Source organism: Aestuariibius sp. HNIBRBA575 (assembly GCF_040932005.1).
Classification (GTDB): domain Bacteria; phylum Pseudomonadota; class Alphaproteobacteria; order Rhodobacterales; family Rhodobacteraceae; genus CANLNM01.
In genome coordinates, this window is record NZ_CP162414.1 from 2,790,297 (window position 1) to 2,811,290 (window position 20,994).

Sequence of the window (20,994 nt, forward strand, 5' to 3'; positions counted from 1 at the left end):
AGAGCCCGTTGGACAAAATGATCGCCACATCCGCAGAAGCCGTTGAAAACAGCATTCTGCCCAAAGCACACGAAGTGCATACAAACCCCGAACAGACCCAAGTGGATGTTCCGGCAGAATTACAGACCCAAGACCAACCCAAAAGCCCGGCCCGCTGGGCCTATGAACGGCTGATTCTGTATATTCAGAACTTTGAAAAGCAGCTGGATAACGAACACGAAGTGGCCATGGGGTTCACCGGCGGCGACGCGGGCGTGATCAAAATCGAAGGCATGGGGTATTTTGACCCTGATATCGTCACGTTTTACGGATCTGACCCCGGCGGCACCAAAACTCAGCTCATTCAGCATGTTACGCAGCTAAACGTGATGCTGCGTGCCCTGCCCAAAAACATCGATCAACCAGAACCCAATCGTATCGGGTTTCGTCTGGCGTCGGATTTGACCAAAGGCGGTGAAACCGCATCGACAAAAAATGACGCAGGGAAAACGGGCTGACAGCGGCGTCTAAATCCTCTATCTGAGCCCAAAGAGAAAATCGGAGAGAAAATCATGGCCGACCACAAGCATGGCGAAATGGACATCAGCGTTCAGGAAAAAACCTTTGCTGGCTTTGCAACCGCAGCGACACGCACGTCGATTGCGATCATTGTTGCGCTGATCCTGCTATACCTGATCAACGGTTAATCAGGTAGATATCGGATGAACCGCCGCGCGTTTATGTTGGGTGCGCCCGTGGCCTTAGCGGGCTGCGGCGCGAAATCCGTTTGGGCCCCTGACGATCATATTGCGCGGGTGCGCTATTCCCATCCGGGGCCGCGGTCGTTGACGCTTTATACGATGCGCAACACGACGTCGGACAATGGCGCGCATTCCAGTCTGCTGATCAATGCCAGCCAGCGGGTGATTTTTGACCCCGCCGGTAGCTTTAGTCATGCGTCGATCCCGGAACGCAATGATGTGGTGTTTGGCGTCGATCCTCGGGTCGAAGATTTCTATGTCTCGTACCATTCGCGCATCACCTATTACACGCAAATCCAGCACCTCGAAGTGCCCGCAGACGTGGCCGAACAGGCGTTGCAGGCGGCGCTGAATTTTGGCCCGGTTTCACAGGCCATGTGCACGCGATCCGTTTCCACAATCCTAAGCCAATTGTCCGGTTTTGAACGTGTGAATGTCACATGGTTCCCCGAAAATCTGGCCAACAGCTTTGGGGCTATTCCTGGCGTTGTCGAAACCACGCGTTTTGAAACAGATGACGACAACAAAGATCTGGCCCGCCAGGCCTATGACATCCAACTACAAGAAGAAGCCGCCGCACGCGCGCAGGCCCAGCAGTAATTCGCGATTGAGCCGCGCAATCACAGGGCGCCACCCGCGAAATTGTTCTGTTATCCGGTGATCCACAGCCCGGTATATAAAACCGCTGCACCCGCAAAAATCGCCCAAAGCAAGCTCTTGCTGAAATAGCCAACAATCAGCGCAGCGGCGGCGGCGCTCATCCGGACTGGGTCTGGCTGACCATCGGTTGCCGCCGGCCAGATCACCAATGGCGCCACCATGCCCGGGATGACCGCCACAGGCGTGTACCGCAACATGCGCAGCACCCAATCCGGCATGGTCCGGTTGCCGATAATGCCCAGAAACGAAAACCGGATCAGATAGGTTCCAAGTCCAAGGACAGCCACGATAAACCAGACCTGACCATCAGATAGCGTCGTCATGATGGCACCTCTGTATCCGTTTCAACCTGATCGGGTTTTGCGCGTTTTTCCATGCGTGTTTCGACAAATGCCCCGGTCATCATCGCCAGAACCGCCGCAATCAAAAGCCCGGCACCAGATGGCAAACCTGACAATAACAGCGCCACAACTATAGAAACCAGCGCCGCTGCAACATGCGCGATCGTGCGCAATGCCGGGCCCATCATCGCCAGAAACGTGATCGGCAGGGCAAAATCCAAGGCATATTCAGGCGGAATTGACGCGCCAATCACTGCGCCTACATAGGCCATGCCGATCCATGTCGGCACCATCAAGGTGGCAGAACCAATGAAATACGCAAATTTCTGAGCAGTCGAATTCTGCGGAAACGCATCATATTCGTTCTGTGACACGGTATAGGTTTGATCAAATAACAGATAGGCCACCATGGCCCGTTTCCACAACGGCGCGGCCCCCAAATGCGGCACCAACGCCGCCGAATACATCGCCATACGCACATTGACGGCCAAGGCCCCCAACAGCACCATCGCAACCCCGGCATCGTCGATCATCAATTGCACAGCCGCAAATTGCGCCGCCCCTGCAATCACCAATGTGGTAAAGGCCATGACCTGCGCAATATCCAGCCCGGCATCCGTGGCAACGACCCCAAACAGCATCGAAAATGGGGCGGCGACCAATAAAAACGGCGATCCGTGGCGGACGCCCTTCAAAAATGATTTCATGGTGGCGGAGCTCATACGCATAGCCTAAGTTTTGTGAAACGACCCGAAAATGGTTCATAAGGAGAGGTACTTGGCCCAGTTGGACGTTACAAGCAATTACCTGATCGCCCCCGATCCGGATGCCCCGCGTCTGACCCGCAAAGTCACCGGCAAAGACCATAATGGGGACGCCATCGACATCAATGTCGTCGAAGAGCGACCCCTGACGATCTATCTGAATTCACAGGAAATTGTGACCGCCATGACCATTGGGGATTATCCCGAATATCTGGCACTTGGATTTTTGCGCAATCAGGGCATGCTGGCCGATGGTGACGACGTAACAGCCGTCCAATTTGACGAAGAATTGGATGTGGTTGTGGTGCGCACCGCGTCCAAAACCACATTCGAAGACAAACTGAAAAAGAAAACCCGCACGTCGGGCTGCGCGGTGGGCACCGTATTTGGAGACATGATGGAGGGACTTGATGGCGTGACCCTACCTGATGCGCCGCTGCGCACGTCGTGGCTTTATGCGCTGAGCCATCAGATCAACCGCACCCCGTCACTGTATCTGGATGCAGGCGCGATCCACGGCACGGTTTTGTGCCAACAGGATCGTCCGCTGGTCTATATGGAAGACGTCGGTCGCCACAATGCGGTCGATAAAATCGCGGGCTGGATGCTGTCTGAAAACGTCGCTGCTGCGGATAAAATTCTATATACAACCGGGCGATTGACGTCAGAAATGGTGATCAAAACCGCCTTGATGGGCATTCCCATACTGGTGTCACGGTCGGGATTTACGGCATGGGGCGTAGAAATCGCACAGCAAATCGGCCTCACGCTTATTGGGCGGATGAAAGGCAAACGGTTTATCTGTCTCTCTGGTGAAACCCGGCTGATTCGCGATGCAGATCAGGATCAAATCCCTGATGAGCCCCAAAAATCAGCCCGAAAAGGTGCGCTATGATCCAACCCTTAGGCGTCATCCTAGCCGGTGGGTTGGCCACCCGGATGGGCGGCGGTGACAAAGGTCGGCTGCGGCTAGGCCATGGCACGATCCTGTCCCATGTGATCGACCGGTTTGAACCTCAGGTGGCGGGGCTTGCGTTGAATGCAAATGGCGACATTTCCCGATTTGAGGATCTAAACCTGCCCATCATCATCGATTCTATCGTTGGATATGCCGGGCCTTTGGCTGGGGTGCTGGCGGGTATGGATTGGGCGGCCAAACAGGGGGCGACCCATGTGGTCAGCGCCGCCGCTGACACGCCTTTTCTGCCCTGTGATCTGGTGCCTAGATTGCTGATGGCCGCAGAAAACAGCCGCACCGGGCTGGCCATGGCCGCCACACCGGACGGGCGACAGCCGACATTTGGCCTATGGCCACTGGATTTACGGGATGATCTGCGGGATGCCTTGGACGGGGGGCTGCGCAAGGTGGTGCTGTGGACCCAGCGCCATGATTGCGCCATGGCCGAATTCGACGATTCAGACGCGTTTTTCAATGTAAACACCCCGGATGATCTGGCCCAAGCAGAGGCGATGCTATGAAAATTTACGGCGTTGCGGGGTATAAAAACGCGGGCAAAACTGGCCTGATGGAACGGCTGGTGACCGACATCACGACACGCGGATTGCGGGTTTCAACCATCAAACACGCCCATCACAGTTTTGACGTCGACCAAAAGGGCCGAGATTCCTATCGCCACCGGGATGCGGGCGCGCAGCAGGTGCTGCTATCGTCTGGTCAGCGTTGGGCGCTGATGACGGAATTGCGCGACGCGCCCGAGGCGACGCTGGATACATTGCTCGCTCAGCTTAGCCCGGTTGACCTGGTTCTGATCGAAGGGTTAAAACGCGAACCTCACCCGAAAATCGAAACCTTTCGCAAAGAGGCAGGTCACGATCTGATGGCCCCCGGTGATCCGTCTATTCGCGCTGTGGCTGCGGATTGTGACATCCCCACGCCCTGCCCCCGGTTTGATCTGAATGACACGGTCGGGATCGCTGACTTTATTCTGGCGGAAACCCATTTATCATGACGCAAGGTCCAGCTCTGACGCCCCCGCCCCTGACAAATGATTGTTTCGCCATGCCGCGCGGCACCCATTGGACGCCTGTGGATGACGCATTAGACCACCTGCGTCAGAACCTGCATGGCGTGACCGCAACAGAAACCATCGCGACCAGTGACGCATTGGGCCGGGTTCTGGCTGTTGCGCCAACAGCCATTCGGTCCCATCCGCCCGCTGCGAATTCTGCTGTGGATGGCTATGGCTTTGCCCATTCACCTGATCAAAACGGGGCTACCATTCTGCCCCTACATCCGGGGCGATCCGCAGCGGGGGTGCCGTTTGATGGCTCTGTCCCGGCCGGGCATGCCCTGCGCATATTGACCGGTGCGATTTTGCCCGCAGGCGTTGACACCGTCATCCTAGAAGAGGACGTAAACACCGACGGCACCCAAATCGCATTCCAAGGCCCCCTGAAAAAGGGCGCGAATTGTCGTGACGCGGGCGAAGACATCACCCAAGGGCAGCACATTCTAGCGCCAGGTCGCGTGTTAACACCCGGCGATTTGGGCACATTGACCGCCGTTGGTATCGCTGATGTCACCGTGCAAAAACGGCTGCGCGTTGGGGTTTTGTCAACGGGGGATGAGCTTCGAAAACCCGGTGAAATGGCGGATCTGGGGCATGTGTATGATGCCAATCGGCCCATGCTACAGGCCTTGGTGATGCAATGGGGTTATGATGTTTGCGATCTGGGGATTGCGCCGGACGACAACACACACCTGCGCGCGATCCTGAATGATGGGGCGGCACAATGCGACGTGATCCTGACATCGGGCGGCGCATCCGCAGGGGACGAAGACCACATGTCACGTTTGTTGCGTGAAACCGGATCGATGCAATTGTGGCGCATTGCCATGAAACCCGGTCGCCCCTTGGCGTTGGGATTATGGGATAATGTGCCGGTTTTCGGTTTGCCGGGTAATCCGGTGGCGGCGATAGTCTGCGCGCTGATCTTTGCCCGCCCGGCCCTGTCGGTTCTGTCAGGTGCAGCGTGGATTTCCCCGCAAGGGTTTGATGTTCCAGCCGCTTTTACCAAAACCAAAAAGCAAGGCCGCCGCGAATATCTACGCGCGCGCATCCGCAATGGCCGCGTGGAAACCTTTCCTTCGGAAGGGTCAGGGCGCGTCTCTGGCCTGTCTTGGGCCGAAGGGCTGGTTGAATTGGGTGATGAGGCACAACACATAGAACAGGGTCAACTTGTGCGTTTCATTCCATTCAGGAGCTTTGATCTGTGAGAATAACCCAAGGGTTCAACGAGGTGGACCGACAGCGTGTGGCGCATCTGTATTGGGATGCGTTTGGCGAAAAACTAGGGCGGGTGATGGGGCCTGACACCAAAGGGATTGCCTTTATTGAGCGGGTCGCGCGGCCTGATCATGCGATTTGCGCCTATGACGGCGACGATTTGCTGGGCGTTGCCGGGTTTAAAACCGCTGATGGTGCCTTTGTGGATGGCGGAATTGCAGATATGGCTGCGATTTATGGCTGGATCGGATGTTTGTGGCGCATCGCGCTGCTGGCCGCGCTGGAACGGGATGTCGACAATAAACGGTTCCTGATGGACGGGATTTTTGTGTCCGCCGAGGCCCGCGGACGTGGGGTGGGTTCCACCTTGCTGGACGCTTTGGGGGCAGAGGCACTGCGCCGGGGCTACAATGAAATGCGATTGGATGTGATCGATAAAAACACCCGCGCACGGGCCTTATATGAACGCAAAGGGTTTCGCGCCGTGCACACGTCCGGCACTGGCCCATTGCGACATGTTTTTCGGTTCAAACAGGCGACCATGATGGTGCGCAACCTGAGCTAGTCGAACGTCCCGGTCACCCGCCCCAACAGCATAAAGGCGCGCGCTGTGCGGGTTTCGCCCAATTCGGACAGGTCTTCGTCGCTGGCGCGTTCTTCGAAGGCGACCAGCATCTGATCAAACCGACGCAAAAAATGATGCGTTGCATCGCGAAAAATCGTGTCTTCGCGCATGCGGCCCGCCGTCAATGCAAGGCTGGATCGATCGCGCACACCGCCCATACCCGCAATGACCCCGCCCCGTTCACCTTGGGCAAAGCGGCGCCAGATTTCGGGCCGCGCACGATCAGGGCGCAAATCGTCCATATAGATCCCATCTTGGGACAACAGCGTCAAAACATCCTGACTGGCCTGAACCAATTGGCGGGCCTGCCGATCCTTTAGCGCGCGGCGCAGTGCTGCAAAACCGGCTTCATCCTTTTCGGTATCCGGGAAATTCAGCGCCCGGATCATGTCTTTGTTGTCCAAAGGCGGCGTGATTTCTTCGACCTGCGTGCCCAGCGCCAAACGCGGCTGATCACTTTGGGCATCAATGGGCGCTTCGTTGTCGCGGGCCGGAGCCGCAACGGCAGTGGGCGTCGCGGCCACGTCTTTGCGCATGGTCGTGAATGTCGCCAGCGCCGATTCCGTCTGCCGGGTCGCTTGGGCGATTTCGTTCAGCTTGCGTTCCATGTTGGATTGCGCCGACGCTGATCCGGCAAATTTGTTCTGTTCCAGATAGGTTTTGCGCATCCCATCCACAGCCGCCTGAAGCCGCTCTGATTCTTCGCGCATGACCCGGCTGGATTTGGCGGCCATCACCGCAACCCAGATCATCGCAACCGGCATAAAAATGGCGATCAATGTCAGCAGGAATCGCAGTGAATCGATGCCATTTCCCTCTGGCCCGCTGGGCAGGATCAGGAAAAACAGCCCAACCGCGACCAGCCAGACGACCGACAGACCGATCCCGATCACCTCGGTTGCACCCAATCCGGGATCGCCGCTGGCACGTCGGGCGATTTCGGTGGCTTTGGAAACGGGTCGGTCTACCATGTTTGGCTCCCGCTTGGCATGTGGCGCATCAGATAAAGGAAACGGTCAGAATCTCGTAGGATTTTAGCCCGCCGGGCGTGCGAACTTCAACGGAATCGCCCGCTTCTTTGCCGATCATGGACCGGGCCAGCGGTGATTTCAAATTCAACAGACCGGCTTCAATATCGGCCTCATATTCGCCAACAATCTGAAACTTTTTCTCTTCGTCCGTATCTTCGTCGACGATTTCGATGGTCGCGCCGAACTTGATCCCACCTGACAATTTCTTGGGATCAATCACATCCGCCAATGAAATCACGGCTTCCAGCTCTTTGATGCGGCCTTCGATGAAGGATTGTTTTTCCTTGGCCGAATGGTATTCCGCGTTTTCTGACAAATCCCCAAGTTCGCGTGCTTCTGCAATGGCGCGAATGATCGTTGGGCGTTCCACACTTTTGAGGTGCTTCAACTCGGCGTCCAGTTTGTCGAAACCGGCTTGGGTCAGCGGAATTTTATCCATATGTCGTGCGCTCTCACTTTAGCGGGGCTACCTAATAATCGAACGTTCATAACGCGGTCTGGGCCGGTGAAGTCAAGTGCCGTGGTCGTTCAACGACGCGTTTGTGCGCAATTCCTTTCCTTTCGAGCCAAAAAAATAGGATTCAGTGTCGCGAGGGGCGCAATTGTCGTCGTGTCGCGATTGCCCTAGACGCCAAGTCGGGATAATCCTTCGCGCAACAATATTACAACTGAGCCCCAAATCGGGCCAGTTACGACATGCAAGGAGAGCCACATGGCCGATATCGAACGCGAAGCGATGGAAGTTGACGTAGTCATCGTTGGGGCAGGCCCCGCAGGTCTATCGGCCGCGATCCGTCTGAAACAACTGGACGAAGACCTGATGGTTGTCGTGCTGGAAAAAGGGTCCGAAGTTGGCGCGCACATCCTGTCGGGCGCGGTTTTGGACCCCTCGGGTCTGGATGCTTTGATTCCGGATTGGAAAGAAAAAGGCGCACCGCTGAACACGGAAGTCAAAGAAGACAATTTCTATATGCTGGGCGAAGCGGGCAAACTGCGCATCCCTAACTTCCCAATGCCGCCTTTGATGAACAACCACGGCAATTACATCGTATCGATGGGCAATGTCTGTCGTTGGATGGCCGAACAAGCCGAAGCGATGGGGGTCGAAATTTACCCCGGCATGGCCTGTTCCGAACTGATCTATGACGACAAAGGCGCGGTCAAAGGTGTGGTCGCTGGTGAGTTTGGCAAAAACCCAGACGGGACCCCGGGCGATTCCTATGAGCCGGGCATGGAGCTGTTGGGCAAATACGTGTTCCTGTCCGAAGGTGTGCGCGGGTCCCTGTCCAAAGAAGTGATCGGCAAATATGATCTGGCCAAAGATGCAGACGTTCAGAAATACGGCGTCGGCATGAAAGAAATTTGGGAAATCGACCCCGCCAAACACAAAGAAGGCACCGTCACCCACACAATGGGCTGGCCACTGAATTCAAACGCAGGTGGTGGGTCTTTTGTCTATCACCTTGAAAACAATCAAGTCTATGTCGGCTTTGTGGTTCACCTGAACTATAAAAACCCACATTTGTTCCCATACATGGAATTCCAGCGGTTCAAACATCACCCGATGATTGCGGACCTGCTAGAGGGTGGCAAACGCGTGGCTTACGGCGCGCGCGCAATCACCGAAGGCGGCTATCAGTCACTGCCAAAAACCGTGTTCCCAGGTGGGGCGCTGTTGGGCTGTGCGGCGGGCATGGTCAATGTGCCCCGCATCAAAGGCAACCACAACGCAATGCTGTCAGGCAAAGCGGCGGCTGAATCCGCTTATGCGGCCATTCAGGCGGGCCGGTCAGGCGATACGCTGGAAGATTACGACACAGAAGTGCGCACCGGCCCCATCGGCCAAGACCTGAAACGTGTGCGCAACGTCAAACCGATCTGGTCCAAATACGGCCTGTTGGCATCGCTGGTTGCAGGCGGGTTGGACATGTGGACCAACACGTTCGGCTTTTCGCTGTTTGGCACCGTCAAACACGGCAAAAACGACGCACAATCCACCGAAGAAGCCAGCAAACACAAGCCGATCGATTATCCAAAACCCGATGGCAAACTGTCCTTTGATCGGTTGACCAACGTGTCTTTTGCGATGACCAACCACGAAGAAAGCCAGCCCTGCCATCTGCAGCTGGCCAACGAAGACACGCCCATTTCGGTCAACTTGCCGAAATTCGCAGAACCCGCACAGCGCTATTGCCCGGCGGGCGTCTACGAAGTGGTCACCGAAGAAGGCAAAGACCCGCGCTTTGTGGTGAATTTCCAGAACTGCGTGCATTGCAAAACCTGTGACATCAAGGATCCGTCCGAAAACATCACATGGACAGTGCCACAGGGCGGCGACGGGCCAAACTATCCAAACATGTGATTTATCACGACATAATCACCGAATTAGGGCCCCGTTTTGGGGCCCTTTTTCGTCAGGTGCGGATTGTTCGCGCAAAAAACCACGTCATTCACGTGATTTTCGCAAGGCCCGTAAATCCAATTCAGGTGTCGGATTGAACGCCTGCACCTTGGTCTGTTTTTCCGACATCGCCTGATCACTGTCGATCAAGGCCATTGCCGACGCGGTCCAGCCCCATGCATGCAGCCAAATCAACCCCAAACCCGCCAACACGCCTGTGATGATGAATTCCGGATCAAAATCGGGAACCGTTTGGAAAAAGATCATCGCCACAAAGGATCCAAACAACAGCAAAAGGGCAAAGAAAGCGCTGATAAGGTTAAAGAAAAACTGCAGGAAAAACGTCAGTGTAAAGACGCAGAATAGGGGGATAAATTTACGGCCAAACCCGTGGAAAAACCCCGTATGCTTTGATCGATGCCCGGCGCGACGCGCCGCACTGGCCAGCGGGACCGCCATCGCCACGTGAACCAACGTATAAAGCACAAAGGTGAACACGATATTTGCGCTGATCGCATAAAGCGCGAAACCCGACTGCAATGCGCGTTCGGCATTCACCAGATTTTGCACTGAGACTGCGGTTCCTAATTGCCAATCGGCAAAAATGACGGCGCTGAAATTAGAAACAAGCACTGCCCCGGCCTTGGCGATCATCAAAACCAAGCCATAAAGCACCGCATAAAGTGCCAAGATGTCATAGCTGGTTTTGCTGTTGTCCCCCAACACAGAAAACGCCGCGCGCATCCCCATTAAGGCAATGAACGTCGCCGTGATCGGCCCGCTTATGACATCAGAATAGCCAAGCGAGAGCATGCTCAGAATGCCCCAAATGACGGTGGCGACAACAAAAACCCCTAAAAGCGGCCAAATCATCCGCCCCAACACTGAAAAAGACAAAACAAATGATTTATAAATAAGTGCCATCGGAAATACCTGTGGCCTCCTCTTTAAACAGTAACAATCGTGATTTGGATATTCCCGCATCGTGACGAAATTAAGGTTGTACCGCGCTCAATCTGTTGCGCGTCACATGCAGCGACCTGGCCGATGGTTGCGCAAAAACCGGATCATGACGTGACGGATCACAAATGTTTGATTGTTCCTTGCGCGCTGCTTGGCTAGGCTCCGGTCTGAGCGAAACGACCAAGGAGCATTTGCTGCATGATACGATCCCTGCGCGCTGTCTTACTCTGTACTGGAATGGCCATATCGGTTCCGTTCTGGTCTGCCCCTGTTGCGGCCCAAGAAGACGCGGGTGCCTATCTAGCCGGACGATCCGCCAGCAATGCCAATGATTTCGAAACAGCCGCTGGGTTCTTTGCCCGATCTTTGATGGCCGATCCCACGAACCCCGCCCTGCTAGAGGGCGCGCTGGCATCCTATGTGGGCACCGGCGATATGTCACGGGCGGCCTATATCGCTGATAATATGATAGATTTGGGGTTGGGGTCACAATTGGCCTATATGGCGTCGATGTCACAACAGGCCAAACAGGGCGATTGGGACGCATTGCTAAACGCCCAAGAGGCCGGTCAATCCATCGGCCCATTGGTCGACGGTATGGCGCGCGCATGGGCGCATATTGGTCGTGGTCAGATGACCGCCGGCATCGAAGCCTTTGACGAAATGATCGAAGCAGAAGACGGATCGCGCAGCTTTGCGCTGTATTTCAAATCTTTGGCGCTGGCGTCGGTAGGGGATTACGAAGGCGCGGATGCGATTCTGGGCATGTCCCCAATGCAAGGCATGCAGCGTACCCGCCGATCCACATTGGCCCATGCGCAGGTTCTGTCACAACTGGAACGCAACGCAGACGCGGTTGCATTGATCGATGCCGTATTTGGTGAACGTGTGGACGCCAAAGTCGCCGACATGCGCACCCGCCTCAGCAATGGGGAAACCGTGCCGTTCACTTATGTGAATTCCCCCGCCGAAGGCTTTGCTGAAACGCTGTATTCTGTGGCGCAAATTCTGGATGGCGAAACCGACGATTTCAACACCTTGATCTATGCGCGACTGGCCATTGATCTGGACCCGACCCACACCGACGCGACCCTGCTGACGGCGCGGTTGCTGGAACAGATGGGACGGTTTGAACTGGCCGATGCCACCTATCGCCAAATTGCCCCCACCGACCCCGCCTATAGCGAGGCCGAGTTGGGCCGCGCCAAAGCGTTGATTCACGCAGATCGCCGCGAAGCCGCGGTCGAAGTGCTTCAGGCATTGATCCGCCGCAATCCTGAACAGGCCATGGTTCATGCCACATTGGGTGATACATTGCGCCAATTGGACCGCATGCGGGATGCCAATGACGCCTACACGCAGGCGCTGGACCTGTTCCCTGCGGATTCAAATGTCCGTTGGTTTGTGCTCTATTCTCGGGCGATTACCCATCATGATCTGGACAATTGGCCCGCCGCCGAGGCCGATTTTCGCGCATCATTGGCCCTGAACCCGGACGAGGCCCGCGTGCTGAACTATCTGGGCTATTCACTGGTGGAACGTCAGGAAAAAATGGACGAAGCGTTGGATATGATCGAACGCGCCGTCGCATCCCGCCCCGATAGCGGTGCAATTGTCGATAGTTTGGGCTGGGTTTTGTACCGTATGGGCCGCTATGACGAAGCCGTGGGCCATATGGAACGTGCCGCATCCCTGATGCCGTCCGACGCGGTGGTTAATGACCATTTGGGCGACACATATTGGGCCGTGGGCCGCTACACAGAGGCGCAATTCCAGTGGAACCGCGCTCTATCCTTTGATCCAACCGAAGAAGACGCCGCCCGCATTCGCCGCAAAATTGACGTCGGACTGGACGTGGTTCTGGCAGAAGAAGGCAGCGACCCTTTGCAAGTGGCCAATGGCAATGGCGGCTGAGGTGATCCGGGCCTTTGCCCCCGCCAAAATCAATCTGACGGTTCACATCACTGGAAAACGTGACGACGGATATCATTTGCTTGAATCGCTGGTCGTGTTTGCCCGTGATGTCGGGGATCATATGACGTTTGCGCCCGCATCCGACCTGTCTCTGACCGTCACTGGTCCCTTGGGGGATGGTGTGCCAACGGATGGTCAAAACCTGATCCTAAAGGCCGCAGAATTGCTGCGAAACCTGCGTGATGTCACAAGGGGCGCGGCGATCACACTCGACAAACATCTGCCACATGGCGGGGGCATTGGCGGCGGGTCCTCAGATGCGGCCACAACGCTTAAGTCACTGGCGCAGCTATGGAATGTTGCGCCACTAACCAGCGCAGAGGCGCTAACGTTAGGCGCGGATTTACCGGTCTGCCTCTGCGCCCCTGCCCCTACATTGATGTCGGGCATCGGCGAGATCCTTCAACCTGCGCCGGCATTGCCGAACATGTGGTTGGTGCTGGTCAATCCAAACATCCACATCGCAACTGGTGACATATTTGACCTGTTATCAGAGGCCTTTGGCACTGATAATCCGCCCATGGATGCCCTGCCCGATCCTATGGATATCGACTCTTATGCCATTTGGCAGCTGGAACAACGCAACGACCTGACCCGCCCCGCAGCGGAAATCGCCCCGGAAATCGTGCGGATCATGTCTGAATTCTGGGCGATCGACGATTACGTGGATTGCGACATGTCCGGGTCAGGCAGCACCTGTTGGGGCCTGTTTGAAACCCAGCAAGATGCGGAAAACGCAGCGAAAACGCTGCGTCAGGAATTTCCGGACTATTGGATCAAAACAACCGCAATCAGCTGACGCGGGCCACCACGTAATCGGCCAGATCAATCAGCATCTGTTTGATGTCGTGATCGGGCAATGGCGCCAGCGCTGCCTTGGCCTGATCAGCCCAAGCAACGGCTTCAACGCGGGTTTCTTCCATGGCGCCGTGTTTGGCCAGCAGGTCCAGCGCCGTTTGTAAATCGCCGTCTTCTTGTTTGCCTTTTTGAATGGTGCGCACCCAAAATGCGCGCTCTTCTTCGTTCGCGCGGGCCACCGCTTTGATCACGGGCAAGGTCAGTTTGCGTTCGCGAAAATCATCGCCGATATTTTTACCAGTCGCGTCTGAGCCCCAATAATCCAGCAAATCGTCCACAATCTGGAACGACACGCCCAACGCATCCCCATAATCAAACAGAGCTTTGACCAGCGTTTCATCGGCCGCGGCGATCACTCCGCCGACCTCCATTGCAGCAGAAAACAGCGCCGCTGTTTTGCCGCGCACAACCTTTAGATAGATCTCTTCGGAGGTGCCCAAATCCTGCGCCGCCGTCAGCTGCAACACTTCGCCTTCGGCGATGGTGGCAGAGGCATTTGCCAGAATATCCAGCACCCGCATATTGCCGGTTTCGACCATCAACTGGAACGACCGCGCAAACAGATAATCGCCAACCAAAACAGAAGATGTGTTATCCCACAACAGGTTAGCCGTCGGACGCCCACGCCGCTGGGCGCTTTCATCGACCACATCATCATGCAGCAAGGTCGCCGTGTGAATGAATTCCACCGTGGCGGCCAGATGCACATGATAGGGGCCGTCATAGCCACACATATTCGCCGCCGCCAGGGTCAGCATTGGACGCAAACGTTTACCGCCTGCCTCAACCAAATGCGCCGTCACCTCTGGGATCCGAGGCGCATGTTCAGACGCCATACGCGCCCGAATGAGCGTGTTTACCTCAGCCATTTCACCGGCCAAAACCTCGGCCAGTTTTTCGTGTGGTTTCGTCGCCGCAACATCAAGGCTCATAACTGCTCCGTCTGCTCATGGACAAAGGCGTAAGATTCGCCTTAGCTATAGGATATGAAAGAGCTTTTGCGCACAAACGACCCGACAGTGATCGCCTTCGCGACAACGCTCCTCAGCGGCGAAGGTATAGACTGGTTTGAACTGGACGTAAATATGAGCATCCTAGAAGGCAGCATCGGCATAATGCCGCGCCGGATTATGGTCGCAGATCGCGATCATTTTCTGGCGATGTCGGTGATGCGCGACAATGAGATCGACATTGGACGCTGAACTGACATGTGATGCCTTTTTGGGCGGGCGGTTGTCGATCTGGCAGCCGCGCAAAGGCTATCGCGCCGGGGTCGATCCCGTTTTGCTGGCAGCCGCAACACCCGCACAGGCCGGTCAGAGCGTCCTGGAACTGGGATGCGGGGTTGGGGTCGCTTCGTTTTGCTTGGGCGCGCGGGTTTCTGGACTGTCCCTGACGGGGATCGAAATTCAGCCCGATTACGCAGATTTGGCGCGTCGGAACGCGTCTGAGAACGGCGTCGACATCAACATCATCAACGCGGATTTGCGCGCCCTGCCCATGGATGTAAAGCAAGCCCAATTTGACCACGTTATCGCGAATCCCCCCTATTTTCTAAGGGACAAAGGCATTTCCGCCGACAATCCGGGACGGGAAACCGCATTGGGCGGCGACACGCCTTTGACCGACTGGATCAACATGGCCGCCCGCCGATTGGCCCCCAAAGGCGTGTTTACGATGATCCAGCGAATTGACCGTCTACCAGAAGCGATGAGCGCCTTGCATGGCCGGTTAGGGTCGGCCGTTTTACAGCCCTTGGCGGCGCGACAAGACCGCGCAGCCCATCTGTTTTTGCTGCAAGCCCGCAAAGGTGGGCGCGCCGATTTCAGGCTCAATTTCCCGCTGGTTGTGCATCGCGGCCCGCAGCATTTGACCGATGGCGATGATTATTCAGAAGATTTTTCAGATATCTTTCGGCACGGCAAATCTTTGCCTTTGAATGATTAACTATTCATCAACACTTTTAATGCGACGCTGATCTCCGCCGACATGCTGCCGTGCGGCGTGACATGGTCAAAAATCTGTGATGCAATCGTTACATCAACAACCCTTAGAGGAGGACACACATGGCCCTAACTTCACATATTGAAGAACTAAGGAAGAAGCACCAAAACTTATCCACAGCCGTAGAAGCCGCACAACGCAGCGCAGGCTCTGATGATCTTGAAATTGCCAAGATGAAAAAGCAAAAACTCCAACTTAAAGAAGAAATTTCACGCCTCGTGGCGACCTGATTTCTAATTCTTTGCGCTGGCCCGTGCGGCCAGCGCTGCCCCGCCCGCAATCAACGTCGCTGCGACCAGCAATGCGATTGTCGCCGGCGCAACACCTGCCAAAATCAGTACAATCGTTGACAGGACGGGCGCTGCGTATGACAGCACGCCCAGTAATTGGATGTCGCCGCGTTTCACCCCGATATCCCAGATAAAAAACGCCAGCCCAACAGGACCAGTGCCCAACGCAATTACCGCGGCCCATGCCAATGAACTGGATGGCCAAACTGTTGTTTCCAATAGAAAATGGGCGCCCACTGACATGCAAGCCGCCAACAAACAAAACACCGTGACGCTGTCGGTCGGCACCGCGCCCAATCGGCGGGACAATACAGAATAGCCAGCCCAAGTTATGGCACACAGCAACGCCAGCCCATAGCCCGGCAGGTTGTCGGGATCATACCCGGCATCCCCGCCTGTGATCAAAACGGCCGCTCCGGTGAATGCAATCAGCCCTCCGATAATATGGCCGCGTCGCAATTGTTCACCCGGCAAAAATCCCGAAAACAAGACGATCAACAGCGGCCATAAATAGGCGATCAAACCGGCCTCGGCTGCGGGGGCCAATCGCAACGCGGAAAAGTACAGCAAATGGTATCCAAACAACCCCGTCGCCCCAAAGGCATACACTTTCCACGAAATGGTTCGAAGCGTTCGGATCCCCCCGGTTTTGGCCCCCCAAATCAGCCCGATCGCACCACCAATCGAAAAACACATCGCGTTTAGCTGCAATGCTGGCACTTCGGTTGCTCCGACCGCAAACAGGGCCAAAAACGACCATAACAGGATCGCCCCAAAGCCAACAAACGTTGCCTGTGATCGGGTCATAGCGCGTTCCCATCCATGTCCACAAAGGTGCGGCATTCCTCAAACGACTTCATATGGCCCACCTGTTCCAGTACCCAACGTTCAAAAGCCGCCACATGGGGGCGTGTTTCATGGCCCTTTTGGCACAAAAAACGATAGCGATGCGGCAACCGGATCGACAACGCAAACGGCGCCACCAAACTGCCCGTGCGCAATGCATGTTCAGCCAAGGAATAGCGCCCACAGATCACCCCGGTTCCGGCGATCGCCGCATCAATTGCATGATCCGCTTGAGAAAAACGCGGGCCCCCTTTGGGCGGCGCATCTAACCCTTGGAACCGAAACCAAGTGCCCCAATCCAGAGAACGGTCATCAAACGGGTACAAATCCTGATGCAAAAGTGTCGCCTGTCCCAGCTTGTCTGGGGTCGTGATGACAGATGCCAAATCGGGGGTCATCATCGGCGTGATCCATTCATCAATCAGATCCGTGGAATGAAGCCCTTGGTCTTTTCCTTCTCCGAATCGGATCGCAACATCGATGTCGTCGCGTTCAAAATCCATCCGCCGCAACGTCGCTGAAAATCGCAACTCGATTTCAGGATGGGCGCTGGCAAATTCAAACATGCGGGGCGCCAGCCATTTTGATGTGATCGCAGGCCCGGCCGTGACGGTCAAAACGCTGGTATCACCGATCCGACGCGCTGCGCGCCAGGCTGCGGTTAGCGCCGAAAACCCACTTTCGACCCCCGGCACCAGCGCTTTGCCGGCATCGGTCAGTTCAACAGCCCGGTTTAATCGTCGGAAAACCGGCTGACCCAGATGCTCTTCGAGAGATTTAATTTGAAAGCTGAGCGCGGCTGGCGTGACATTCAATTCGTCAGCCGCCTTGGAAAATGACATGTGGCGCGCGGCGGCATCAAAGGCGCGCAATGCGGTGAGAGGGGGCAAACGATCATCCATCTCACACAAGTATTACTTAACTGAACCTTTGAAAAGTCTCGTTTGTCAAAACGCCTCAACTTCCCAATATTCAGGACAACACACAGCCAACGCTTTGGAGGTTCTCATGTACGAAGCCACAACACATCGTCGCACACGTGACGCATATCAGAATGCCCATGCGCTGCGCGGTCAGGTCCTGTCAGATTTTTTTGCATGGGTCGGCCGCCGTCGTCCAAAATTTTCGTCGTTCCGGTGGGCTTAGGTTCTGCCCGTTTCACCGAGCGTCAAAACAAAGGGCCGATCACATGATCGGCCCTTTTCAGTATGATGATGGTCGCAGCTAAACGTCTTAGACGAAAAACTGTGCCCCATTTGCAGAGATCGTTGAACCATTGATGAAACCGCTGTCATCTGCAGCGAGGAACGCCACACAACGTGCAATTTCTTCTGGCTCACCCAAGCGACCTGCGGGGATTTGACCTATGATGGATTCGCGCACTTTTTCAGGGACGGCCATCACCATTTCAGTTGCGATATAGCCCGGGCAGATGGCGTTGGCGGTGATGCCAGCGCGCGCGCCTTCTTGGGCCAAGGATTTAACAATCCCCAGATCGCCCGCTTTGGTCGCGGCATAGTTCACCTGAGCGAACTGACCTTTTTGACCATTGATCGACGAAATCACGATCACACGGCCGAATTTGCGTTCCCGCATACCGGGCCAAATCGGGTGAACTGTGTTGAAAACACCGGTCAGGTTGGTGTCGATCACCTGTTTCCACTGATCCGGCGTCATTTTGTGAAAAGGCGCGTCCCGGGTGATGCCAGCATTGGCCACGACGATGTCGATCGGGCCCACTTCTGCTTCGACCTTGGCGATACCCTCTTTGGATTCGTCATAGTCAGCGACGTTCCATTTGTAGGTCTTGATACCTGTTTCTGCCGTAAACTTTGCGGCAGCTTCATCATTGCCCGCATAGGTCGCAGCAACTGTGCAACCAGAAGCCTGAAGCTGTTTGGAAATGGCGGCGCCGATACCGCGGGATCCGCCTGTGACGAGTGCAACGCGAGACATATGATTCTCCTTCAAGAATTTCTTTGAGTAATCTTATTAGTATTGGAGCTATGGATGCGCAAGAATGTTGCGCATCCAAATTCAACTTAATTATGGGCGCTCAACACAAACAGCGACACCCATGCCACCGCCAATGCACAACGTCGCAAGGCCTTTTTTCGCGTCGCGGCGTTTCATTTCGAACAACAGCGTGTTCAGAACGCGACAACCGGACGCACCGATGGGGTGGCCGATTGCGATTGCGCCGCCGTTGACGTTCACAATTGCAGGGTCCCAACCCATGTCTTTGTTCACCGCGCAGGCCTGCGCTGCAAAGGCTTCGTTGGCTTCGACCAGATCCAGATCGCCAACAGACCAGCCCGCTTTGTCCAGTGCTTTGCGCGATGCATAGATCGGGCCGACGCCCATGATCGATGGGTCCAGACCCGCAGTGGCATAAGATGCGATACGGGCCAACGGCTCGATCCCGCGTTTTTCGGCGTCGTCCGCAGACATCAACAAAGTCGCCGCCGCACCGTCATTCAGGCCGGATGCGTTGGCCGCAGTGACCGTACCACCGTCACGCACAAAGGCTGGGCGCAGTTTTTGCATCGCTTCCATGGTGGCGCCGTGGCGGATATATTCGTCGCTGTCGACAACAATGTCACCTTTGCGGGTTTTCACTGTGAACGCAGCGATTTCATCGGCGAATTTACCGGCCTTTTGTGCGGCTTCAGCTTTGTTTTGCGAAGACACCGCAAATTCGTCCTGCATTTCACGGGAAATTTGCCACTGATTGGCAACGTTTTCAGCCGTTTGCCCCATGTGATAACCGTTAAACGCATCCCACAGACCATCGCGGATCATGGTGTCGATATATTTCATATCACCCATTTTCTGACCATTGCGCATATGGGCCGCATGGGTCGACAGCGACATGTTTTCTTGGCCACCGGCGGCGACAATCGACGCATCACCAAGCATGATGTGCTGGGCCCCCAGCGCAACAGCGCGCAGACCAGATCCACATACCTGATTGATCCCCCAAGCGGCTGCCTCTTGGGACAGACCGGCATTGATATGGGCCTGACGCGCCGGGTTTTGACCCTGCGCCGCTGTCAGAACCTGACCCAGAATGGTTTCGCTGACTTCTTCTTTGGCAATGCCGGCACGTTCGACGACGGCTTCCAATACGGCGGCCCCCAGATCATGTGCAGGTGTGCTGGCAAGTGAGCCACCAAAGCTGCCGACAGCAGTCCGGGCAGCAGAGGCGATAACGACGTTGGTCATGGGAGACTCCTATAGCGTTCAGTTCCGACGACGGAACCGGCGCTACGCGCGAAAGCGCGGACCCCGTTTGCCGCCATTCACTCTACTTCTAGGACGTGCATGCCCTATGGGCAACGCCATTTGGGTGTGACCAATGCGCATATTCGCGAAACTTTTGTAAATAAATTTGACCTATAGGGTCATTTTTGGAATTCCAATGTGGAATCCCTGCAAACAATCCATGCCGATTTTCATCATGAATTGTGCGGCGGCTTCTGATTCGATCCCGCCAGAGACCGCAAACATTTCGAATTGATGGGCGACGGTCATCAACGCCTCTGCCAGAACCTGATTGTCGGGGGAATCTTCGACGCCTCGGGCAAAACACCGGTCAATTTTGACCATATCAAAGAAGAAATCCTTTAGGTGGCGAAACGAAGTCGCCCCCGCCCCGAAATCATCCAGCGCAAAGGCCACGCCACGCGGCTGTAATTCATCCATGAACCGCACGACCACCTCATGCAGGTTCATCGCTGAGCTTTCGTTGATTTCAACAATCAAACGTTCGCCCACCGTTTCATCCTGCAACAGGTTGGATTCCAACGTCCGGCGCCATTTTCCATCGGCTAGGGATCGCGCAGAAATATTCACTGACAATCGAATATGCGGATTTTCCCGCAGCATTTGAAACCCGGCCTTTAGGCTGGCCGTGTCGATTTCGCGGCCAATTTCCGTTTCTTCAATCGATCCCATGAACTGATGGGCGGGAATGATCCGGCCGCCTTCGTCCAGCACACGGATCAGCCCCTCATAAAACGCGACCTGATCGCGTTGATCGGACCGCACCACCGGTTGAAACGCCAGTTTGCACCGTTCGGCCGCCAAGGCGTTGCGCACCAAAGACATCACATCTTTGTCACGGCTGGCCATGGCATAATCCAGCGGATTTGACGCCTCTTTTTGTCTGGCGGTTTCGCTCATTTTCTGGACCATCAACAGATTGCAATGCTGGCACCTTGCCTCATCCGCCGCTAATGTCGGGTTA

26 protein-coding genes are annotated in these 20,994 nt (G+C 55.6%); 15 read left to right on the forward strand and 11 right to left on the reverse strand.

Annotation, left to right across the window (positions count from 1 at the left end; translation table 11 throughout):
- Positions 1-8: 8 nt before the first annotated feature.
- From AB1F12_RS14035 to AB1F12_RS14045, 3 genes are read left to right on the forward strand one after another with little or no spacing between them, the layout of a single operon-like run.
- Complete coding sequence (locus AB1F12_RS14035; RefSeq protein ID WP_368184991.1) at positions 9-497, forward strand: DUF6173 family protein; 489 nt, start codon at positions 9-11, stop codon at positions 495-497.
- A 54-nt stretch (positions 498-551) separates the two neighbouring features.
- Positions 552-686, forward strand: a complete 135-nt coding sequence (locus tag AB1F12_RS14040) for an aa3-type cytochrome c oxidase subunit IV (protein WP_368184992.1) — start codon at positions 552-554, stop codon at positions 684-686.
- Positions 687-701: 15 nt separating this feature from the next.
- Complete coding sequence (locus AB1F12_RS14045) at positions 702-1,340, forward strand: hypothetical protein (RefSeq protein WP_368184993.1); 639 nt, start codon at positions 702-704, stop codon at positions 1,338-1,340.
- A 50-nt stretch (positions 1,341-1,390) separates the two neighbouring features.
- Here AB1F12_RS14045 and AB1F12_RS14050 read toward each other — a convergent pair whose 3' ends face one another.
- Entirely contained in the window at positions 1,391-1,723 is a 333-nt protein-coding gene (locus tag AB1F12_RS14050; RefSeq protein ID WP_368184994.1) for an AzlD domain-containing protein, read from the reverse strand.
- Positions 1,720-2,463 (reverse strand): AzlC family ABC transporter permease, encoded by a 744-nt coding sequence (locus tag AB1F12_RS14055; RefSeq protein WP_368184995.1) that lies wholly within the window; start codon positions 2,461-2,463, stop codon positions 1,720-1,722. Before AB1F12_RS14055 ends, AB1F12_RS14050 begins: the two co-directional genes overlap by 4 nt.
- A gap of 55 nt (positions 2,464-2,518) precedes the next feature.
- On the opposite strand from AB1F12_RS14055, the gene AB1F12_RS14060 reads away from it, so the two are divergent.
- From AB1F12_RS14060 to AB1F12_RS14080, 5 genes are read left to right on the forward strand one after another with little or no spacing between them, the layout of a single operon-like run.
- The gene (locus AB1F12_RS14060; RefSeq protein WP_368184996.1) at positions 2,519-3,400 is read left to right on the forward strand and encodes a formate dehydrogenase accessory sulfurtransferase FdhD; all 882 of its coding nucleotides are present in this window, start codon (positions 2,519-2,521) and stop codon (positions 3,398-3,400) included.
- Positions 3,397-3,984, forward strand: a complete 588-nt coding sequence (mobA, locus tag AB1F12_RS14065; RefSeq protein ID WP_368184997.1) for a molybdenum cofactor guanylyltransferase MobA — start codon at positions 3,397-3,399, stop codon at positions 3,982-3,984. Before AB1F12_RS14060 ends, mobA begins: the two co-directional genes overlap by 4 nt.
- Entirely contained in the window at positions 3,981-4,475 is a 495-nt protein-coding gene (gene mobB, locus AB1F12_RS14070; protein WP_368184998.1) for a molybdopterin-guanine dinucleotide biosynthesis protein B, read from the forward strand. Before mobA ends, mobB begins: the two co-directional genes overlap by 4 nt.
- On the forward strand, positions 4,472-5,743 hold the full coding sequence (glp, locus tag AB1F12_RS14075; protein ID WP_368184999.1) for a gephyrin-like molybdotransferase Glp: 1,272 nt from the start codon (positions 4,472-4,474) through the stop codon (positions 5,741-5,743). Before mobB ends, glp begins: the two co-directional genes overlap by 4 nt.
- Positions 5,740-6,318, forward strand: coding sequence for a GNAT family N-acetyltransferase (locus AB1F12_RS14080; protein WP_368185000.1), 579 nt, complete (start codon positions 5,740-5,742; stop codon positions 6,316-6,318). Before glp ends, AB1F12_RS14080 begins: the two co-directional genes overlap by 4 nt.
- Here AB1F12_RS14080 and AB1F12_RS14085 read toward each other — a convergent pair.
- Together AB1F12_RS14085 and greA are read right to left on the reverse strand one after the other, a co-directional pair.
- Positions 6,315-7,349 carry a hypothetical protein gene (locus AB1F12_RS14085; protein WP_368185001.1) on the reverse strand — a complete coding sequence of 345 codons (1,035 nt, stop codon included), beginning with the start codon at positions 7,347-7,349 and terminating at the stop codon, positions 6,315-6,317. The genes AB1F12_RS14080 and AB1F12_RS14085 overlap by 4 nt on opposite strands.
- A gap of 28 nt (positions 7,350-7,377) precedes the next feature.
- Positions 7,378-7,848 (reverse strand): transcription elongation factor GreA, encoded by a 471-nt coding sequence (gene greA / locus AB1F12_RS14090; RefSeq protein ID WP_368185002.1) that lies wholly within the window; start codon positions 7,846-7,848, stop codon positions 7,378-7,380.
- Positions 7,849-8,121: 273 nt separating this feature from the next.
- On the opposite strand from greA, the gene AB1F12_RS14095 reads away from it, so the two are divergent.
- Entirely contained in the window at positions 8,122-9,771 is a 1,650-nt protein-coding gene (locus AB1F12_RS14095; RefSeq protein ID WP_368185003.1) for a 4Fe-4S dicluster domain-containing protein, read from the forward strand.
- Between the two features lie 84 nt (positions 9,772-9,855).
- Here AB1F12_RS14095 and AB1F12_RS14100 read toward each other — a convergent pair whose 3' ends face one another.
- Positions 9,856-10,734, reverse strand: coding sequence for a hypothetical protein (locus tag AB1F12_RS14100; protein ID WP_368185004.1), 879 nt, complete (start codon positions 10,732-10,734; stop codon positions 9,856-9,858).
- Positions 10,735-10,971: 237 nt separating this feature from the next.
- Between AB1F12_RS14100 and AB1F12_RS14105 the strand changes: the two genes are divergently transcribed.
- Together AB1F12_RS14105 and AB1F12_RS14110 are read left to right on the forward strand one after the other, a co-directional pair.
- A complete protein-coding gene (locus AB1F12_RS14105; protein ID WP_368185005.1) occupies positions 10,972-12,687 on the forward strand; it encodes a tetratricopeptide repeat protein in 1,716 nt (571 codons plus the stop codon).
- Positions 12,671-13,546, forward strand: a complete 876-nt coding sequence (locus AB1F12_RS14110; RefSeq protein WP_368185006.1) for a 4-(cytidine 5'-diphospho)-2-C-methyl-D-erythritol kinase — start codon at positions 12,671-12,673, stop codon at positions 13,544-13,546. The genes AB1F12_RS14105 and AB1F12_RS14110 overlap by 17 nt, the downstream gene beginning before the upstream one ends.
- Here the strand turns inward: AB1F12_RS14110 and AB1F12_RS14115 are convergent.
- Complete coding sequence (locus tag AB1F12_RS14115) at positions 13,539-14,537, reverse strand: polyprenyl synthetase family protein (protein WP_368185007.1); 999 nt, start codon at positions 14,535-14,537, stop codon at positions 13,539-13,541. The genes AB1F12_RS14110 and AB1F12_RS14115 overlap by 8 nt on opposite strands.
- 54 nt (positions 14,538-14,591) lie before the next feature.
- On the opposite strand from AB1F12_RS14115, the gene AB1F12_RS14120 reads away from it, so the two are divergent.
- The 3 genes from AB1F12_RS14120 to AB1F12_RS14130 all read left to right on the forward strand — a co-directional run bounded on the left by AB1F12_RS14120 (position 14,592) and on the right by AB1F12_RS14130 (position 15,839).
- Entirely contained in the window at positions 14,592-14,807 is a 216-nt protein-coding gene (locus AB1F12_RS14120) for a DUF2007 domain-containing protein (protein ID WP_368185008.1), read from the forward strand.
- On the forward strand, positions 14,785-15,552 hold the full coding sequence (locus AB1F12_RS14125; RefSeq protein WP_368185009.1) for a tRNA1(Val) (adenine(37)-N6)-methyltransferase: 768 nt from the start codon (positions 14,785-14,787) through the stop codon (positions 15,550-15,552). The genes AB1F12_RS14120 and AB1F12_RS14125 overlap by 23 nt, the downstream gene beginning before the upstream one ends.
- Before the next feature lie 119 nt (positions 15,553-15,671).
- Positions 15,672-15,839, forward strand: coding sequence for a YdcH family protein (locus AB1F12_RS14130; protein ID WP_368185010.1), 168 nt, complete (start codon positions 15,672-15,674; stop codon positions 15,837-15,839).
- Positions 15,840-15,842: 3 nt separating this feature from the next.
- On the opposite strand, the gene AB1F12_RS14135 is transcribed toward AB1F12_RS14130, so the two are convergent.
- Positions 15,843-16,706, reverse strand: coding sequence for a DMT family transporter (locus AB1F12_RS14135; RefSeq protein ID WP_368185011.1), 864 nt, complete (start codon positions 16,704-16,706; stop codon positions 15,843-15,845).
- Positions 16,703-17,647, reverse strand: coding sequence for a transcriptional regulator GcvA (gene gcvA / locus AB1F12_RS14140; protein ID WP_368185012.1), 945 nt, complete (start codon positions 17,645-17,647; stop codon positions 16,703-16,705). Before gcvA ends, AB1F12_RS14135 begins: the two co-directional genes overlap by 4 nt.
- Positions 17,648-17,753: 106 nt before the next feature.
- On the opposite strand from gcvA, the gene AB1F12_RS14145 reads away from it, so the two are divergent.
- The gene (locus AB1F12_RS14145; protein ID WP_368185013.1) at positions 17,754-17,891 is read left to right on the forward strand and encodes a hypothetical protein; all 138 of its coding nucleotides are present in this window, start codon (positions 17,754-17,756) and stop codon (positions 17,889-17,891) included.
- 87 nt (positions 17,892-17,978) lie between these two features.
- On the opposite strand, the gene phbB is transcribed toward AB1F12_RS14145, so the two are convergent.
- The 3 genes from phbB to AB1F12_RS14160 form a co-directional block, all read right to left on the reverse strand.
- On the reverse strand, positions 17,979-18,701 hold the full coding sequence (gene phbB, locus AB1F12_RS14150) for an acetoacetyl-CoA reductase (RefSeq protein ID WP_368185014.1): 723 nt from the start codon (positions 18,699-18,701) through the stop codon (positions 17,979-17,981).
- A 90-nt stretch (positions 18,702-18,791) separates the two neighbouring features.
- A complete protein-coding gene (locus AB1F12_RS14155) occupies positions 18,792-19,970 on the reverse strand; it encodes an acetyl-CoA C-acetyltransferase (RefSeq protein ID WP_368185015.1) in 1,179 nt (392 codons plus the stop codon).
- A gap of 171 nt (positions 19,971-20,141) precedes the next feature.
- Positions 20,142-20,930, reverse strand: coding sequence for an EAL domain-containing protein (locus AB1F12_RS14160; RefSeq protein WP_368185016.1), 789 nt, complete (start codon positions 20,928-20,930; stop codon positions 20,142-20,144).
- Positions 20,931-20,994: the final 64 nt, after the last annotated feature.

Coding starts and splice junctions, on each gene's coding strand:
- AB1F12_RS14040 (WP_368184992.1), top strand. CDS start 552: ATGGCCGACCACAAGCATGGCGAAATGGACATCAGCGTTCAGGAAAAA.
- AB1F12_RS14045 (WP_368184993.1), top strand. CDS start 702: ATGAACCGCCGCGCGTTTATGTTGGGTGCGCCCGTGGCCTTAGCGGGC.
- AB1F12_RS14050 (WP_368184994.1), bottom strand. CDS start 1,723: ATGACGACGCTATCTGATGGTCAGGTCTGGTTTATCGTGGCTGTCCTT.
- AB1F12_RS14055 (WP_368184995.1), bottom strand. CDS start 2,463: ATGAGCTCCGCCACCATGAAATCATTTTTGAAGGGCGTCCGCCACGGA.
- mobA (WP_368184997.1), top strand. CDS start 3,397: ATGATCCAACCCTTAGGCGTCATCCTAGCCGGTGGGTTGGCCACCCGG.
- mobB (WP_368184998.1), top strand. CDS start 3,981: ATGAAAATTTACGGCGTTGCGGGGTATAAAAACGCGGGCAAAACTGGC.
- glp (WP_368184999.1), top strand. CDS start 4,472: ATGACGCAAGGTCCAGCTCTGACGCCCCCGCCCCTGACAAATGATTGT.
- AB1F12_RS14085 (WP_368185001.1), bottom strand. CDS start 7,349: ATGGTAGACCGACCCGTTTCCAAAGCCACCGAAATCGCCCGACGTGCC.
- greA (WP_368185002.1), bottom strand. CDS start 7,848: ATGGATAAAATTCCGCTGACCCAAGCCGGTTTCGACAAACTGGACGCC.
- AB1F12_RS14095 (WP_368185003.1), top strand. CDS start 8,122: ATGGCCGATATCGAACGCGAAGCGATGGAAGTTGACGTAGTCATCGTT.
- AB1F12_RS14100 (WP_368185004.1), bottom strand. CDS start 10,734: ATGGCACTTATTTATAAATCATTTGTTTTGTCTTTTTCAGTGTTGGGG.
- AB1F12_RS14105 (WP_368185005.1), top strand. CDS start 10,972: ATGATACGATCCCTGCGCGCTGTCTTACTCTGTACTGGAATGGCCATA.
- AB1F12_RS14110 (WP_368185006.1), top strand. CDS start 12,671: ATGGCAATGGCGGCTGAGGTGATCCGGGCCTTTGCCCCCGCCAAAATC.
- AB1F12_RS14115 (WP_368185007.1), bottom strand. CDS start 14,537: ATGAGCCTTGATGTTGCGGCGACGAAACCACACGAAAAACTGGCCGAG.
- AB1F12_RS14120 (WP_368185008.1), top strand. CDS start 14,592: ATGAAAGAGCTTTTGCGCACAAACGACCCGACAGTGATCGCCTTCGCG.
- AB1F12_RS14125 (WP_368185009.1), top strand. CDS start 14,785: ATGAGATCGACATTGGACGCTGAACTGACATGTGATGCCTTTTTGGGC.
- AB1F12_RS14130 (WP_368185010.1), top strand. CDS start 15,672: ATGGCCCTAACTTCACATATTGAAGAACTAAGGAAGAAGCACCAAAAC.
- AB1F12_RS14135 (WP_368185011.1), bottom strand. CDS start 16,706: ATGACCCGATCACAGGCAACGTTTGTTGGCTTTGGGGCGATCCTGTTA.
- gcvA (WP_368185012.1), bottom strand. CDS start 17,647: ATGGATGATCGTTTGCCCCCTCTCACCGCATTGCGCGCCTTTGATGCC.
- AB1F12_RS14145 (WP_368185013.1), top strand. CDS start 17,754: ATGTACGAAGCCACAACACATCGTCGCACACGTGACGCATATCAGAAT.
- phbB (WP_368185014.1), bottom strand. CDS start 18,701: ATGTCTCGCGTTGCACTCGTCACAGGCGGATCCCGCGGTATCGGCGCC.
- AB1F12_RS14155 (WP_368185015.1), bottom strand. CDS start 19,970: ATGACCAACGTCGTTATCGCCTCTGCTGCCCGGACTGCTGTCGGCAGC.
- AB1F12_RS14160 (WP_368185016.1), bottom strand. CDS start 20,930: ATGAGCGAAACCGCCAGACAAAAAGAGGCGTCAAATCCGCTGGATTAT.